Annotated in this window: 14 protein-coding genes and 1 pseudogene; 7 read left to right on the top strand and 8 right to left on the bottom strand. The window is 61.9% G+C overall.

All coding sequences use genetic code 11. From position 1 onward, the window contains the following. Positions 1–17: 17 nt before the first annotated feature. The gene (quiC, locus tag PMI25_RS12190) at positions 18–1,919 is read right to left on the bottom strand and encodes a 3-dehydroshikimate dehydratase QuiC (RefSeq protein WP_007963739.1); all 1,902 of its coding nucleotides are present in this window, start codon (positions 1,917–1,919) and stop codon (positions 18–20) included. Between quiC and PMI25_RS12185 the strand changes: the two genes are divergently transcribed. Together PMI25_RS12185 and PMI25_RS12180 are read left to right on the top strand one after the other, a co-directional pair. After that, on the top strand, positions 1,918–2,151 hold the full coding sequence (locus PMI25_RS12185; RefSeq protein ID WP_045122042.1) for a hypothetical protein: 234 nt from the start codon (positions 1,918–1,920) through the stop codon (positions 2,149–2,151). The two genes, quiC and PMI25_RS12185, sit on opposite strands and share 2 nt — an antisense overlap. A 111-nt stretch (positions 2,152–2,262) precedes the next feature. Further along, positions 2,263–3,600, top strand: coding sequence for an MFS transporter (locus PMI25_RS12180; RefSeq protein ID WP_007963737.1), 1,338 nt, complete (start codon positions 2,263–2,265; stop codon positions 3,598–3,600). Between the two features lie 109 nt (positions 3,601–3,709). On the opposite strand, the gene PMI25_RS12175 is transcribed toward PMI25_RS12180, so the two are convergent. The 4 genes from PMI25_RS12175 to PMI25_RS12160 all read right to left on the bottom strand — a co-directional run bounded on the left by PMI25_RS12175 (position 3,710) and on the right by PMI25_RS12160 (position 7,452). After that, positions 3,710–4,588 (bottom strand): DMT family transporter, encoded by an 879-nt coding sequence (locus PMI25_RS12175; RefSeq protein ID WP_007963736.1) that lies wholly within the window; start codon positions 4,586–4,588, stop codon positions 3,710–3,712. A gap of 64 nt (positions 4,589–4,652) precedes the next feature. Further along, on the bottom strand, positions 4,653–5,468 hold the full coding sequence (locus PMI25_RS12170; protein ID WP_007963735.1) for a sugar phosphate isomerase/epimerase family protein: 816 nt from the start codon (positions 5,466–5,468) through the stop codon (positions 4,653–4,655). Between the two features lie 2 nt (positions 5,469–5,470). Further along, positions 5,471–6,532 (bottom strand): Gfo/Idh/MocA family protein, encoded by a 1,062-nt coding sequence (locus PMI25_RS12165; RefSeq protein WP_007963734.1) that lies wholly within the window; start codon positions 6,530–6,532, stop codon positions 5,471–5,473. A 143-nt stretch (positions 6,533–6,675) separates the two neighbouring features. After that, positions 6,676–7,452: an IclR family transcriptional regulator gene (locus PMI25_RS12160; RefSeq protein ID WP_007963733.1), complete on the bottom strand. Its 777-nt coding sequence runs from the start codon at positions 7,450–7,452 to the stop codon at positions 6,676–6,678. A gap of 175 nt (positions 7,453–7,627) precedes the next feature. On the opposite strand from PMI25_RS12160, the gene PMI25_RS12155 reads away from it, so the two are divergent. From PMI25_RS12155 to PMI25_RS12140, 4 genes and pseudogenes are all read left to right on the top strand, one after another. Further along, the gene (locus tag PMI25_RS12155) at positions 7,628–9,367 is read left to right on the top strand and encodes an FAD-dependent oxidoreductase (protein WP_007963732.1); all 1,740 of its coding nucleotides are present in this window, start codon (positions 7,628–7,630) and stop codon (positions 9,365–9,367) included. Further along, positions 9,351–10,176: pseudogene (locus PMI25_RS12150) on the top strand (aldo/keto reductase). The gene PMI25_RS12155 and the pseudogene PMI25_RS12150 overlap by 17 nt, the downstream one beginning before the upstream one ends. 189 nt (positions 10,177–10,365) lie before the next feature. Then, positions 10,366–11,256 carry a KPN_02809 family neutral zinc metallopeptidase gene (ypfJ, locus tag PMI25_RS12145; protein ID WP_007963729.1) on the top strand — a complete coding sequence of 297 codons (891 nt, stop codon included), beginning with the start codon at positions 10,366–10,368 and terminating at the stop codon, positions 11,254–11,256. Beyond that, on the top strand, positions 11,257–12,210 hold the full coding sequence (locus tag PMI25_RS12140) for an alpha/beta hydrolase (RefSeq protein WP_007963727.1): 954 nt from the start codon (positions 11,257–11,259) through the stop codon (positions 12,208–12,210). Positions 12,211–12,325: 115 nt separating this feature from the next. Here the strand turns inward: PMI25_RS12140 and PMI25_RS12135 are convergent, their stop codons facing one another. From PMI25_RS12135 to PMI25_RS12125, 3 genes are all read right to left on the bottom strand, one after another. Then, the gene (locus tag PMI25_RS12135; RefSeq protein WP_007963725.1) at positions 12,326–12,919 is read right to left on the bottom strand and encodes an HAD family hydrolase; all 594 of its coding nucleotides are present in this window, start codon (positions 12,917–12,919) and stop codon (positions 12,326–12,328) included. Continuing rightward, on the bottom strand, positions 12,916–13,785 hold the full coding sequence (tesB, locus tag PMI25_RS12130; protein WP_003228466.1) for an acyl-CoA thioesterase II: 870 nt from the start codon (positions 13,783–13,785) through the stop codon (positions 12,916–12,918). The genes PMI25_RS12135 and tesB overlap by 4 nt, the downstream gene beginning before the upstream one ends. A 105-nt stretch (positions 13,786–13,890) precedes the next feature. Further along, the gene (locus PMI25_RS12125) at positions 13,891–14,460 is read right to left on the bottom strand and encodes a GNAT family N-acetyltransferase (protein ID WP_007963724.1); all 570 of its coding nucleotides are present in this window, start codon (positions 14,458–14,460) and stop codon (positions 13,891–13,893) included. 82 nt (positions 14,461–14,542) lie between these two features. Here PMI25_RS12125 and PMI25_RS12120 point away from each other — a divergent pair, with 82 nt between their 5' ends. Then, complete coding sequence (locus PMI25_RS12120) at positions 14,543–15,463, top strand: histone deacetylase family protein (RefSeq protein WP_007963723.1); 921 nt, start codon at positions 14,543–14,545, stop codon at positions 15,461–15,463. Positions 15,464–15,632: the final 169 nt, after the last annotated feature.

Raw genomic sequence — 15,632 nt, 5'->3', positions numbered from 1 at the left:
CCGCGTTTACGAATTTCCTACAACTTCGCCTGACGCACGGCGCCACTGCGTGATTTGGCCATTGCCGCCAGACGGACCGCGACGTTCGCCGCACCATAACCGGCATAACCGTTTTTACGCTGGATGATCTCGAAGAAGAAGCGTCCCTCGAACGGCTCGGTGTACACGTGGAACAGCTCACCGCCCTGCGCGTCGCGGTCGTAGAGCACGTTGTAGTACGCCAGCTCGCTGAGGAATTCGTCGTCGAAATCGAAGCGTGCCGCGAGGTCGTCGTAATAGTTCAGCGGGATATCCAGCAGCGGCACGCCGGCCTCCTTGGCGCGACTGACTTCGGCGAAGATGTCATCACAATCGAAGGCGATGTGATGCACACCGGAACCGCGATAACTCGACAGTGCGTGAGAAATAGCGGTATTGCGGTTCTCCGAGATATTCAGCGGCAGGCGGATAGAACTGTCGCGGCTGCGCAACGCGCGGCTCTTCACCAGCCCATATGGATCGGGCAGCACCACCTCATCGTCGGCCTCGAAATCCAGCAGGCTCTTGTAGAACAGCACCCAACTGTCGAGGCTGTCGGCCGGCAACGCCATGGCCATGTGATCGATGCGCTTGAGGCCGCCACGGGCCTGAGCGTTCGGCAGCAGATTGAAGTCGGTGCCATAAACGTCCGCCGCTTCATCCACCAGATAAATCAGGCTGCCGTCCGGCGCGCGTACGGCGGCCAGTTCCAGTTCGTTGGGGCCGACCAGCCCGCGATAGGGCTGACCCTTGTAGGCAACGGCGCGGGCCAGAGCGCTGGCGCTATCCTTGACCCGCACGGCAGTGGCGCACAGCGAAGGGCCATGGGCCTCGAAAAAACTGTGGCCGAACGAATAGGGTTCGGCGTTGAGGATCAGGTTGATATCGCCCTGACGCAACAGGCTCACACTCTTGGAGCGGTGTTGCCCGGCCTTGACGAAACCCAGGCGTTCCAGCCAGTTGCTCAGTTTGGCGCCGAGGCTTTCGTCGACGGCGAACTCAAGAAACTCGATGCCGTTGTACTCACTGGCCGGCGGCGTTTCGAAAAGGATGTCGCGGTTACTCACCGGCGTTACCTGCTGCTCCAGACGCTGGCGGGTTTTCTCCTCCAGATACAGCAGAGACCGCAGACCATCGGCGGCATTCGCCCGTGGCGGCGCGGCGCGGAAGCCATCGTTGAAGATTTCCAGCGACAACGGCCCGGTGTAACCACTCTGGATAATCGGCGCAAGGAACCCCGGCAGATCGAACTCGCCCTGCCCCGGGAAGCAACGGAAATGCCGGCTCCACTCCAGGACATCCATGGCGAGGATCGGCGCGTCGGCCATTTGCACAAAGAAGATCTTGTCGCCGGGAATGTCGGCGATCGCGCCTGGATCACCTTTCAGCGACAAAGTGTGAAAGCTGTCGAGCAGCACGCCGAGTGCCAGGTGATCGGCCTGGCGGACGATGTCCCAGACCTGTTGATAAGTATTGACGTGCCGGCCCCAGGCCAGCGCTTCATAGCCGATGCGCAACCCGCGAGCGCCGGCACGTTCAGCCAGCAGCCGCAGGTCATCGACCAGAATCTGCCGGTCGCCGACGCTGTCCGCCGAGGCGTTGCTGCACACCAGCACCAGATCGGTGCCCAGTTCCTGCATCAAGTCGAATTTGCGCTCGGCCCGCTCAAGATTGCGCGCCAGTCGATCACGGCGGCAGCCTTCAAAATCGCGGAACGGCTGGAACAGGGTGATGGCGATCCCCAAGTCAGCGCACATCTGCCTGATTTCCCGCGGACTGCCGTCGTAATACAGAAGATCGTTTTCAAAGATCTCGACCCCGTCGAACCCGGCGGCGGCAATGGCTTCGAGCTTTTCCGGCAGGGTGCCGCTCAGGGAAACGGTGGCAATGGAATGCTGCATGTTTCTACTCCCGATGGAGATCGTCTTGTCACGCGTCCCTGCAGGAGCTGCCGAAGGCTGCGATCCTTTGATCTTCACAAACAAAGATCGCAGCCTTCGGCAGCGCCTGCAGAGGCCCGTTTTTTATCGTGAGGAAATTATTGGCTGCATCGTCTTCAGCAGCAATTTAAAGTGTACCAGCCGGTTAGTTTTGCGTGCGATTATCGAACACTATGGCGTTTCGGCGAATTGACGATTTTTCGTCCACTGCCCACCATCGACTCCACATTGAGTCCGGAAATGAACCTTCGGTCGCAGTGCGTGCAAACAACACCACATAACAAATTCAAAAACGGGTGGAACAATGATTCCTTCACAGACTTCCCGCATGGCCCCGGCCATGAGCACTGCCACGGGTGGCATCGGCGACAAGATCCGCGGCGCCATGGCCGTCGGCAAGACCCGTTGGGGCATGCTGGCGCTGGTGTTTTTCGCCACGACCCTGAACTACATCGACCGCGCCGCCCTCGGTGTCATGCAGCCGATCCTCGCCAAGGAAATGAGCTGGACGGCGATGGATTACGCCAACATCAACTTCTGGTTCCAGGTCGGCTACGCCATCGGCTTCGTCCTGCAGGGACGCCTGATCGACCGGATCGGCGTCAAGCGCGTGTTCTTCTGCGCCGTGCTGCTCTGGAGCCTGGCCACCGGCGCTCACGGTCTGGCAACGTCGGCGGTCGGCTTCATGGTCTGCCGCTTCATTCTCGGCCTGACCGAAGCAGCCAATTACCCGGCCTGCGTGAAAACCACGCGCCTGTGGTTCCCCGCCGGTGAACGCGCCGTGGCCACCGGTATCTTCAACGCCGGCACCAACGTTGGCGCGATGTTCACGCCGATGCTGCTGCCGCTGATCCTGCACGTGTGGGGCTGGCAGGCGGCGTTCCTGTGCATGTCGGCACTGGGCGGGATCTGGCTGCTGTTCTGGGGCCTGAAATACTTCAACCCGGAAGACCATCCACGTGTGAAGAAATCCGAACTCGACTACATCCAGCAGGAAGTCGAACCGGAACAAGCCCGCGTCCCGTTTTCACGCATCCTGCGCATGCGCGGCACCTGGGCCTTCGCCCTCGCCTATTCGCTGACCGCGCCGGTGTTCTGGTTCTACCTGTATTGGCTGCCGCCGTTTCTCAATCAGCAATACAACCTGGGCATCAACGTCACCCAGATGGGTATTCCACTGATCATCATCTACGTGACGGCCGACTTCGGCAGCGTCGGTGGCGGCATTCTGTCTTCGTTCCTGATCGGTCGCGGCATGAACTCGATCAAGGCGCGACTGCTGTCGATGTTCCTGTTCGCCTGCTGCATCATCGGCGTGGTCATGGCCGCCGGTTCGAGCAATCTGTGGGTCGCCGTCGCGGCAATCTCTCTGGCCATCGGCGCGCATCAGGCCTGGACTGCAAACATCTGGAGCCTGGTGATGGACTACACGCCCAAGCACATGATGAGCACGGTGTTCGGTTTCGGCGGTATGTGCGCCGCGATCGGCGGGATGTTCATGACCCAGATCGTCGGCCACATCCTGACCGTCACCCATAACAACTACACGGTGCTGTTCACACTGATCCCGGCGATGTACTTCCTCGCGCTGACCTGGATGTACTTCATGGCCCCGCGCAAGATTCCAGACGTCACCGAATAACCGGCCTACCCTTGTAGGAGCTGCGGCACGCTGCGATCTTTTGATCTTGATTTTGAAGATCAAAAGATCGCAGCGTGCCGCAGCTCCTACACAGGAATTTGTGGATCCTTCAGCGACGGCTTTGCTGCCACGCGGCCGCCAGGCCGCTGCAGCAGATCACCGCAATCCCGATCACCGTCAGCAGACTCGGCGTGTGGTTGAACACCACCCACCCCAGCAGCCCCGCGAACACGATCTGGCAGTAGCCGAACGGCGCCAGCAGGGCCGGTGCCGCGTGGCGAAACGCCTGGGTCAGAAACAGATGCGCAGTCATCCCGCAGCTGCCCAACGCCAGCATCAACACAGCGTGCGACAAGGTCGGCACCTGCCAGAAGAACGGCACCAGCGCACTCATCACCAGCGTGTTGCACAGACCGGCGAAGAAGTTGCTGGTGGTCGGACTGTCGACTTCACTGAGCTTGCGCGTCAGCAGTTGATAGAAGCAGAAAAACAACGCCGAGCAGAACGGCAGCAGCACCGCCGGGGTGAACAGCTCGCCGCCCGGATGGACGATGATCAGCACGCCGATGAATCCGCAAATCACCGCGATCCACTGTCCACGCGTCACCCGCTCCTTGAGCAACGGCACCGACAACGCCGTCACCAGCACCGGCGCAAGAAAGTTGACCGCCGTGGCCTCGGCCAGCGGGATGTACAGCAGCGCGGTGGTGAAAAACAGACTGGTGCCGAGCAGGCACAGCGCCCGCGCCAACTGCCATAACGGCCGTTTGGTGCGCAGCACACGCAGCCCTGATTGCGGCAGGAAAATCCCCGCCATCAGCAAGGTGTGCACCAGATACCGCGCCCACACCACCATGACGATCGGGTAGAAACCCGAGAGGTATTTCGACAGCGCGTCGTGGCTGGAGAACAGGAAAGTCGCCACGACAATCAGCAAGATCCCCTTGAAGGGTTGGTTGACACCGGAGAGCGGGGTGCTGACGGTCATTGGATATCTCTGAAGGAAAAATGAACAGTGGCGAGGACGCTGGCGCCCCGCCACAAAAACTGACTTACAACTGCGCCAACAATTCCCGCGTCCTGTCGAGCGCCATCTGCGCTCGTTGCAATCCGCTGACGCCCTGCTCCAGCAGTTTTACCGTGGGGATCTCCAGGCTCAGTGGAATATTAGCTGGCAGACTGCGCAACAAACCGTGCAGGTCACAATCGCCCTCGCCGGGTAACCGCCGCTCATTGCGCGCCTGACGCAAGATCTCGGCCATGTCCCCCGGTCGCGGTCCCGCCACATCGCACAATTGCGCATAACGCAGGCGCGCGGGCGCAACGCTGGCCAGATCCTCCAGCCGTGAGCCGGAGCGATCGAAATGAAAGGCATCGACCAGCACTGCGGCGTTTTCCCGGTCGGCATTGGCAACGATGCGCAACGCCTGCTCGAGGTTGCGCGCATCGGTCCAGGGCATGAACTCCAGATGCGGATGCAAACCGTAAGGCGCCGCCAGATCACACAACGCGGCAAAGTTGTCGGTGAGCCGTTGCTCGTCAGGATCATTGCCGGCGACCAGTAATTCACTGGCGCCGAACTCCGCGCCGACGGCCAGCAGCTTGTCGAAATCGGCGACCACGGTTTGCGGTTTCAGACGCAGGATTTCCACATCGAGCACAGCGATGCCAGTGTCGCGCAAACGCGCCAGCGTCTGACGCCGTAAACCGCGATCGGCCACCAATGGAAAGTGATATTCCTCAGGCGTCGCCGGCTCCAGCCGCAGGCCAACATGGCTGTAACCGGCACGCGCCGCCACCTCGACCATTTGCGGCGGTGACAACTCGAGTACGGTGAGACTGGCCAGAGACAGAATTCGTTCGTTCATGCTCAAGCCTCGACCGCTGCCGGGGAACAGGCACGACCGCTGGCCGCCGCCTCGCGAATCGCCTCGACCAGCGCCAATGTTCGCGCGGCATCGGCGGCACTGACCAAGGGCTCGACTTCACGCCGCGCGACCTGCACAAAATGCTCCAGCTGCAACCGCAAAGCATCCCCGGTCGCGCAATGTTCTTGCACCGCAGTCAGCGGTTCGTGCCAACCGGCATCGACTTGATCGGCAGGGTAATGCCAGCGCTTGAGTTGCGGAAGGCTCAGCGCCCCGGCGGTACCCGCCAGCAGATAACACGGCTGATCGACCTGACGCGGATAGACCGGGTTCTCTCCGGAATTCAGCTCCCAGCTCCACGGCGCGGCGACTGCATCGGAACCGCTCAGCGTACCCAGTGCACCGTCGGCAAATTGCAGCAACAGCGCCACGCTGTCTTCGTTGGCAAAACCACGCACTGCGTTGTCGGTGACGGCCTGCACCGCCTGCACTTCACCGCACAGGTGACGCAGCAGATCAAGGTCGTGAATCAGGTTGGTCAGCAACAGGCCCGCCCCCGACTCACGGCGCCACGGGACCTCGAAATAACGGTCAGGTTTGCGTAACTGGAACAGCGCGGTAACCGTGCTCAGGCGCCCGAGCGCGCCGCTGCGCAGCAATTGGTGGGCGCGCACGATCAACGGATTGTGCCGCCGATGATGGCCGACCAGCACCGGCACGCCACTGCGTTTGACTGCCGCCACCAGTTCGCGCGCCTCGTCCAGATGCACGCCCACCGGTTTCTCCAGCAGCACCGCAACCCCGGCGGCGAGGCAATCCAGGGCGGTGCTGACGTGCTGACTATTCGGATTGGCCACGATCACTGCGTCTGGCCGTACCTGCTCCAGCATCTGTCGATGATCAGCGAAATACGTCACGCCCCACTGCGCCGCCAGCGCGGGCGCTTGCGGGCCGGGATCGGCCACTGCGCACAACCGGGCTTCTTCGAGGGTTTGCAAATGCTGGTAATGCTGCTGGCCCATGTTGCCAGCGCCGATCAGGGCGATACGAAGGGGCGGAGTCAAGGCGCGATCCTTTTGTGATTGTTGTTGGAAATGTCACTCCAGCAACAATTTAGAACCGCGTTCCACAATCCAACACCCGGTGACGGGAAAACCGTGCGAACACCGCACAACTTTGTACTTGCCGCTGAATCTACAGGCGCGGGTCAGATGAACAATTCGGACGCCAGGCTCGCCGCCGACAATTCCTCAGTAAACGTCAGCAGCAACGGCGCCAATTCGTGCAGCCGCGCGCCGGGCATCCGCGCGCTTGGCCCGGCTATGCTCAGTACACCGATCACCCGCCCGTCAACCGGATGCTTGACCACCGCGGCAATCGCCGAGGTGCCCACCGCCGAACTTTCCTCGACACAGGCGTAACCCTGCTCCCGCGCCAGCCGCAGGCGCTCCAGCAGTTCGATATTGGAGCGCGGAGCATTCGGCCCGACGCCTACCGGCACTTCCACGCCCTGGCGTTCAACCAGCGACAAGGCTTCGGCGTCGCTCATGCAGGCCAGCCACGCGTGCCCGGAAGCGGTGTAGAACAACGGCGCGTCGCGGCCCATGTCCGGGTCATAACGCAGGCCTGTCCGCGCGCCCTGCGCCTTGGCGATCCAGGTCTGGCGCTCGCCGTCGATTACCCCCAGGCGCACCAGTTCGCCAGTTTCCTGAGCCAGTCGATCCAGCACCGGTTGCACGATGTCGGCACCGCTGCTCGACAGGTACTGAAACCCCATCGCCACCAGTTTGGTCGACAGGTGATAGCGCAAAGTGTCGGCATTCTGCCGCACGTAGCCCAGCCGGATCAGCTCCGCAAGCATGCGATGAGTGGCACTTTTCGGGATATCCAGTTGCTCGGCCAGGGTCTGCATCGGCAGCCCGCGCGGCTCACTGGTGAGGCTTTCCAGCACGCTGAATACCCGTTCGATCTGACTGCCGGCCATGGGAAGGTCCAAGTGAAATTTTGCCGATTCTAGAAGACATCCGGGACAAAGCGAAATCCGGAACTGGCCGTGCGATAACCGCCCACTTTACTGAAACACACCTTGTTGCAGTCGCACCTCATTGGTTAATTTCTGGAATCAAATTCCAATAAAACCAGTTCCGGAGCTTTGCCTGATGCCTGCCGAACTTCCCGAAATCGATTGCGACGTTCTGGTCGTCGGCTCCGGTGCCGCCGGTTTATCCACAGCGGTCACTGCCGCTTGGCACGGTCTGAAAGTCATCGTCGTCGAGAAAGACCCGGTATTTGGTGGTGCCACTGCGTGGTCCGGGGGCTGGGCATGGGTGCCGTGCAATCCGCTGGCCCGGCGCGCCGGCATCGTCGAAGACGTCGAGCAACCGCGCACGTACCTGCGCCATGAACTTGGCGAGCATTACGACCCGGCAATGGTCGACGCTTTCCTCACTGCCGCGCCACACATGGTGGCGTTCTTCGAACAGCACACTGCTCTGCAATTCGCCGATGGCAACGCCATTGCCGACATTCATGGCGATACACCCGGCGCCGGCACGGGCGGCCGCTCGGTCATCGCGGCGCCTTACGACGGACGAAAAGTCGGACGTCTGCTCAGGCGCCTGCGTACAACCATGCGCGAAACGTCCTTCATGGGCATGCCGATCATGGCCGGCGCCGACCTTGCGGCGTTCCTCAATCTCAGCCGATCGCTGAAAGCCGCGTGGCACGTAACCCGTCGTTTTACCCGGCACTTGCTTGACCTCGCGGTACATGGCCGGGCCATGCAACTGGTCAACGGTGTGGCGCTGGTCGCACGACTGGCGAAGTCCGCCGAGGACCTTGGCGTCCTGTTATGGGAGTCAGCACCCGTGACCGAACTGCTGCGCGATGAAGCAGGGGTTTGCGGCGCGATGGTCAACAGCGCCAAAGGCCCGGTCCGCATTCATGCACGCAAAGCCGTGGTGCTCGCCGCCGGCGGATTCGCCAACGACGTCGAACGGCGCAAGGCCTTGTTTCCGCGCACGCCCACGGGTCATGAACACTGGGCATTGCCACCGCTGGCGGTGAACGGCGATGGCCTGCGTCTGGGCGAAAGCGTCGGCGCCACGGTCAACACCGACCTGGCGTCGCCCGTGGCCTGGGCGCCGGTCTCGCAAGTGCCGCATGCCGACGGCAGCATCGGCCATTTCCCACACATCATCGAACGCGGCAAACCGGGAATCATCGGCGTACTGCGCAACGGCCAGCGCTTCGTCAACGAAGCCAACGGTTACTACGACTACGTCAGCGCCATGGTTGCCGCCACGCCTGAAGGCGAAGAAGTCGCCTCGTGGCTGATCTGCAGCCGCGCCTTTCAACGGCGTTATGGCCTGGGCATGTCGCGGCCATTTCCCGTTCCGGTGTCAGGATTTATCCGCAGCGGCTATCTGAAAACCGGCAACACTCTGGAGGAATTGGCCAGCGCCTGCGGCATCGATCCCGTTGGATTACGTCACACGGTGGATCACTACAACCTGCAGGCTCGCCTTGGCGAAGACCCGTTGTTCGGTCGCGGTTCCACGTCCTACAACCGCAAACAGGGCGATCCGGCGAACCTTCCCAACCCTTGCGTTGCCCCAATAGAGGCCGGCCCCTTCTATGCCGTGAAAGTCCAACCGGGCTGCTTCGGCACCTTTGCCGGGCTCAAGGTCAACCCGCAGGCGCAAGTGCTCGACGCCCATGCCCGGCCCATCGCCGGGCTCTACGCCGCTGGTGGCGACATGGCCAGCATCATGGGCGGGCACTATCCGGCGGGCGGGATCAACCTTGGCCCGGCGCTGACTTTCGGCTACATCGCCGCCCGGCATATCGCTGGCATTACTGCTTTCGAACAGGAGATCGACCATGCAGCACATCGTTAACGCCCAGGGTTTGAACATGCCGAAACTCGGCCTCGGCACCTGGCCGATGCTCGGCGACGAATGCACCCGCGCCGTGGAGCAAGCGCTGGAACTCGGCTATCGACACGGCGGCGGCCTACAACAACGAAGACGCGGTCGGACAAGCATTGGCGAACACACCGACGCCTCGCGAGCAGATTCATGTCACCACCAAGGTCTGGTGGGACCAGTTGCAACCCGACGCCATGCGCCACTCGCTGGAACGAAGCCTCAAGGCGTTGCGCAGCGAGTACGTCGACCTGTTCATGATCCATTGGCCGAGCACTGACTGGGACTTGCCGCGCACGCTTGAAACCCTCGCATCCTTCAAGGAGCAAGGTCTGGCGCGCAACATCGGCGTGGCGAATTTTCCGCTGCCGCTGCTGCGCACAGTCGTCGAGGAATACGGCATCCCTCTGTCAGCGATCCAGGTCGAGTACCACGTCCTCCTCGGCCAGAACGCCCTGCTCGACTATGCGCGCCAACACGACCTGGCGCTGACGGCCTACACACCGCTGGCGCGCAACAAGGTCTCGGACATTGCGCAGATTCAGCAGATCGCGAAAAAACACGGCGTGCTGCCGACTCAGGTCGCATTGAAATGGCTGCTGGATCAGCCCAACGTCGCGGCGATTCCCAAGGCCAGCAGCCGCGCCAATCAACTGGCGAACCTGGCTTCGCTGCAGGTAGAACTGGACGCCGAAGACCGCGCACTGATCGCCGCACTGCCGAAAAATCAGCGTCAGGTCAGCCCGGATTTCGCCCCGGTGTGGGATGCCTTCGATCGCTGACGCACAGTGCGCCAAGAGAAATCAGCCAATCGATTGAATTAGTCGCCCACACGCTCGTCAATAACAGGCCCGCCCTCGTCTCCCGAGGCCGGGCCTGTTTGCGTATACGCCAATAGACGGACGACCGGACTGGCGCCACACTCACACACCGGCAACACTCATCACCACGTACAGAAAGAGGATTCCCACATGCTATGGAAAAAAGGCCGACGCAGTGACAACGTCGTCGATGCCCGTGGCGATGATACCGGCGGCGGCGGTGGCATGCGGTTCGGTGGCGGCAAAGGCCTGAGCCTGGGGGCGATCCTGCTGATCGTCGGCATCGGCTGGATTACCGGACAGGATCCGTTGCAGATCCTCGGCCAGCTCACCGGGCAAATGACCGAGCAATCGGCACCGGCCTCGACGCAAACCCGGCAGGCGCCCCCGGCCAACGACCAGCAGGCCGAATTCGTGCGTTCGATCCTCGGCGATACCGAAGACACCTGGGGCGCAATTTTCCAGCAGGCTGGCCGCCAATATAAGGACCCGACCCTGGTGCTGTTCAGCAACCGGGTGAATTCCGCCTGCGGTCTAGCGACTTCTGCCACCGGCCCGTTCTATTGCCCGGCGGATCAGAAAGTCTATCTGGACATGGCGTTCTTCCAGGAAATGGCCCAGCGCTTCAAGGCTGCCGGCGACTTCGCCCAGGCCTACGTGATCGCGCACGAAGTCGGCCATCACGTGCAGACGCTGCTCGGCGTCTCGGCGAAAATTCAGGCGGCCCGTCAGCAGGGCAGGCAGATGGAAGGCGACGGCGGTTTGCTGGTGCGTCAGGAATTGCAGGCCGACTGCCTCGCCGGCGTCTGGGCCTACCATGCGCAGAAGCGCCTGAACTGGCTGGAACCGGGTGACGTCGAAGAGGCCTTGAATGCGGCCAACGCCATCGGTGATGATCGCCTGCAACAACAGGGTCAGGGCCGTGTGGTACCGGACTCGTTTACCCATGGCACGTCGGCGCAAAGGGTGCGCTGGTTCAAAACCGGTTTCGCCCAGGGCCAGGTCGGCCAGTGCGATACCTTCGCGGCGAAAAATTTGTAAATGCGCAAATGGCTTCTGGCTTTACTGATCATCGGCGGCAGCGCGCACGCGGCGGGCGTCGATGCGATCAGCCCCGGGCGCCTGCAATTCGAGGCCGGCGAAATGGCCGTCGGCATCAGCCCGGCACCGGAGAAAATCGAGCGGGTGCTGATCGTCATTCACGGTCGGCTGCGCAATGCCGAGACCTATCGCAAGAGTGCCGAGCACGCCACCGAACTGGCCGGGCAAACTGCGCACACGCTGGTGATCGCGCCGCAGTTTCTCAACGAAAGCGACGTCGCGCTGTACTCCCTGCCCAACACATTGCTGCGCTGGAAAGGCAACGAGTGGATGGGCGGCGGGTTATCCACAGGGCCGAAGCCGCTGAGTTCCTACGCCGCACTCGACGCCATCGTCGCCCGGGTCAGCGATCGCAAGCAGTTTCCGGACGTGCAGCAGATCGTGATTTTCGGCCATTCCGGTGGCGGCCAGGTGGTGCAGCGCTACGCCCTGCTGGCCAAGGATCAGCCGGCGCTGAAGGCCAATGGCATTCGCCTGCGCTATGTGGTGGCCAATCCGTCGTCGTACGCTTATTTCAATGAACAGCGGCCGGTGGCGTTCGATCACGCACAGTGCCCGGGTTTCAATCGTTGGAAGTACGGTCTGGCAGACATGCCGGTATACGCCGGTGGGCAAACGCCGTTGCAGCTTGAGAGCAGCTACATCAAACGCGAAGTGATTTATCTGCTGGGGCAGCAGGACATAGACCCGCAACATCCGGCGCTGGACAAGAGTTGCGCCGCCGAGGCCCAGGGCGCGTATCGGCTGGAGCGCGGCAAGCTGTTTTTCGGCTACCTGCTGCGTCGCCATCCGGAAGGGGTCAATCAGCGGCTGGTTGAAGTACCCGGGATCGGGCATAACGGCGATGGGATGTTGACGTCGCCAGAGGGGCAGAAAGCGCTTTTTGAGCAGTAAGTTGTGCGGTGGCCGTTCTGGCCTCTTCGCGAGCAAGCTCGCTCCCACAGTTGGAATGCATTCCCCTGTGGGAGCGAGCTTGCTCGCGAAGGCAATCTGACAGGCACCGAAGATCTCAGACCGAAAGCATCCGCCGCAACTCGACACAATCCTGCGCATGCCAGTCCGTCAGTTCCGGCCACGGGTTGTCCGGCAGATTCACCAGCACCGTCCGCGCCCCGGCCGCTCGCCCGCAATCCAGGTCAAAGCGGTAATCCCCGACCATCACCATCTCGCGGGCCGGCACCTTCCAGGCCTCGGCCAGTTTCAGCAACCCGCCGGGGTGCGGCTTGGGTGGTGCTTCATCGCGGCCCAGCACATCTTCCACGGCGAAGCAGTCGGCCAGGCCGATGGCGTCGAGTGTCACATGCGCCAGCTCGCGCGCATTGCGGGTCAGGATGCCAAGGCGATAGCCGCGCCCGTGCAGATCACGCACCAGCTCCACTGCACCCGCCGCCGGTTTCGAACCCAGCGCCAGATCGCGCTCATGCTCGAGCAACCACGCGTGTTTCGCCGCGGCCTCCTCCGCCGGCAACGCCGCGAGGTAGGTGAGAATGTCGTCCTCGGGCGGAATCGCCAGCGCCACACGGATCGCCGCAAAATCATGCACGGCAACCGTCAGGGTGCCGTCCATGTCGAACACCCAATGCTTCACATCGCTCAGGCTCATGCCCAGTCCTTGCGGTGCCGAATCAAGCCTTCCTGGGTCACCGACGCCACCAGTTGCCCGGCGCGGTTGTACACGCTGCCACGGGAGAAACCACGGGAATTGCCGGCCCACGGGCTGTCCATCGCATAGAGCAACCAGTCATCGGCGCGCAGATCGTTGTGGAACCACAACGCGTGATCGAGGCTGGCGACCTGCATGTCCTTCTGCCAGACCGACTTGCCGTGGGGCAGCATCGAGGTGGTCAGCAGGCCGAAGTCCGAGGCGTAGGCCAGCAGGTATTTGTGCAACGCCGGAATATCCGCCAACGCGCCGTCGGCACGGAACCACACGTATTTCACCGGATCGGCCGGTTGCGGGTTGTACGGATCTTTTTCGGTGACCGGGCGCACTTCGATCGGTTTCGGACACAGCAGTTTTTCGCGCATGTGCTCGGGGATCAGGTGCGCGCGCTGCTGGGTCAGTTCCAGTTCCGACGGCAGGTTTTCCGGGCCGACCACCACCGGCATCTGGCTCTGGTGCTCGAAGCCTGCCTCGTCGTACTGAAACGAAGCGCTGCAGGTGAAGATCGGATGGCCCTTCTGGATGGCCGTGACCCGGCGAGTGCTGAAACTGCCGCCATCGCGCACGCGATCCACCGAATACACCACTGGCAACTTGGCGTCGCCCGGACGCAGGAAATAACCGTGCATCGAATGCACGTGGCGCGCCTCTTCAACCGTCTGACTGGCCGCCGACAGCGACTGACCGAGTACCTGACCACCGAACAACTGACGGAAACCCAAGTCCTGGCTGCGGCCACGGAACAGGTTTTCCTCGATCGGCTCCAGGGTCAGCAGGTCGACCAGATCTTCCAACACTTGGCTCATTCAGACTCTCCTCACACAACGCTATGCCACGCAGTCTTGGCTGCGGCGGCCCATTCAGGTTCTGGCGCGAGCCATTGTCGCGCCATTGTAAACGTCCGTGTCGGCTTAGCCATGCAGGGTTTGCAGCCATTGCTCCCTGGTAATCCGGTACAACAAATGCCGGCGCAACGGGTGATCGACGGCAAGTTTGGGGTGATCGAAATCATCGGCCGGATCGTGTTGCATGCCAATCGCCTGCATGACTTTCTCCGACGGCAGATTGCTCTGCGCGGTGAAGGACACGATTTCCTTCAGCGACAATCGGTCAAAGCCGCAACGCAGAGCGGTCCACGCCGCTTCACTGGCATAGCCCAGGCCCCAGTGCTCCTTGGCGAGACGCCAGCCGATTTCCACCGCCGGGGTGAACGGCGCATCGAAGCCGACCACGCCAAGACCGGTAAAACCGATGAACTCACCGCTGTCCTTGCGCTCCAGCGCCCACAGACCGAAACCATGCTCGGCAAAATGCCCGCGCACCCGGCCGATCATCGACGCACTTTCCAGACGGCTCAGGGGCAGTGGAAAGTAACGCATGACCTGCGGATCGGCACACATCGCCGCAAATGCCGGCAAATCCTCGTCCTGCCATTGGCGCATCAGTAATCGCGCACTTTCCAGTTGCAGTATCGGCTCCATCATGCCCCTCCGTTTCCATGCCGCAAGTCTACATCGCTGGTAGGATCGTTCACTCTTTCCATCGTTCCTACATGAAGTTGCCATGCCACTGCCGCTGATCTACCACGAAGACTACAGCCCCGAGTTTCCGGCGGATCACCGCTTTCCGATGGACAAGTTCCGCTTGCTGCGCGATCACCTGGTCGACAGCGGCCTGACCCGCGACGCCGACCTGCTGCGTCCCGAGATCTGCCCCAACGACATCCTCGCCCTGGCGCATGACCGTCGCTATATCGAACGTTACATGAGCGGCGAGTTGTCCCGCGAAGACCAGCGGCGCCTCGGCCTGCCGTGGAACGAAGCACTGGCGCGGCGCACGGTGCGCGCAGTTGGCGGCTCGATTCTGGCGGCAGAAAAAGCCTTGGAGCATGGTCTGGCCTGTCACCTCGCCGGCGGCACCCATCACGCCCACTACGACTATCCGGCCGGGTTCTGCATTTTCAACGACCTGGCGATCATCAGCCATTACCTGCTGCAAAGCGGTCGGGTGAACCGGGTGCTGATCTTCGATTGCGACGTGCATCAGGGCGACGGCACCGCGCGAATCCTCCACGACACGCCGGAGGCCATTACCGTTTCCCTGCACTGCGAAAAGAACTTTCCTGCACGCAAGGCCGAAAGCGACTGGGACATTCCGCTGCCCAACGGCATGGGCGATGCCGACTATCTGCAGGTGGTGGATGACACCCTCAATTACCTGCTGCCGCTGTATCAACCGGATCTGGTGCTGTACGACGCCGGGGTCGATGTGCACAAGGACGACGCCCTCGGTTATCTGCAACTGACAGACGCCGGCGTCGCCGCCCGCGATGAAAGCGTGATGCGCCATTGTCTGGGTCGCGACATCCCGGTGGTCGGCGTGATCGGCGGCGGCTACAGCAAGGATCGCCACGCCCTCGCCCGCCGCCACGGCATCCTGCATCACAGCGCGCAACGGGTCTGGACGTCACACGGTTGTCACTAAGCTGTGCTGCGTTACCCACAATCGCTGTGGAACGGCCTGTGGATAACCTGAGCGAAAGGGACTACAGGCCATACCGCTCATGGCTTGCAGCACACTGACTAATTTTTAACCAGGTATCGAATTCACTAAAAAATCCACTGTGGGAACGAGCTTGCTCGCGAAAGCGGTG

This window comes from Pseudomonas sp. GM30 (genome assembly GCF_000282275.2).
GTDB lineage: Bacteria > Pseudomonadota > Gammaproteobacteria > Pseudomonadales > Pseudomonadaceae > Aquipseudomonas.
The sequence above is the reverse complement of the archived record's forward strand: the minus strand, read 5'-3'. Positions and strand labels throughout refer to the sequence as shown.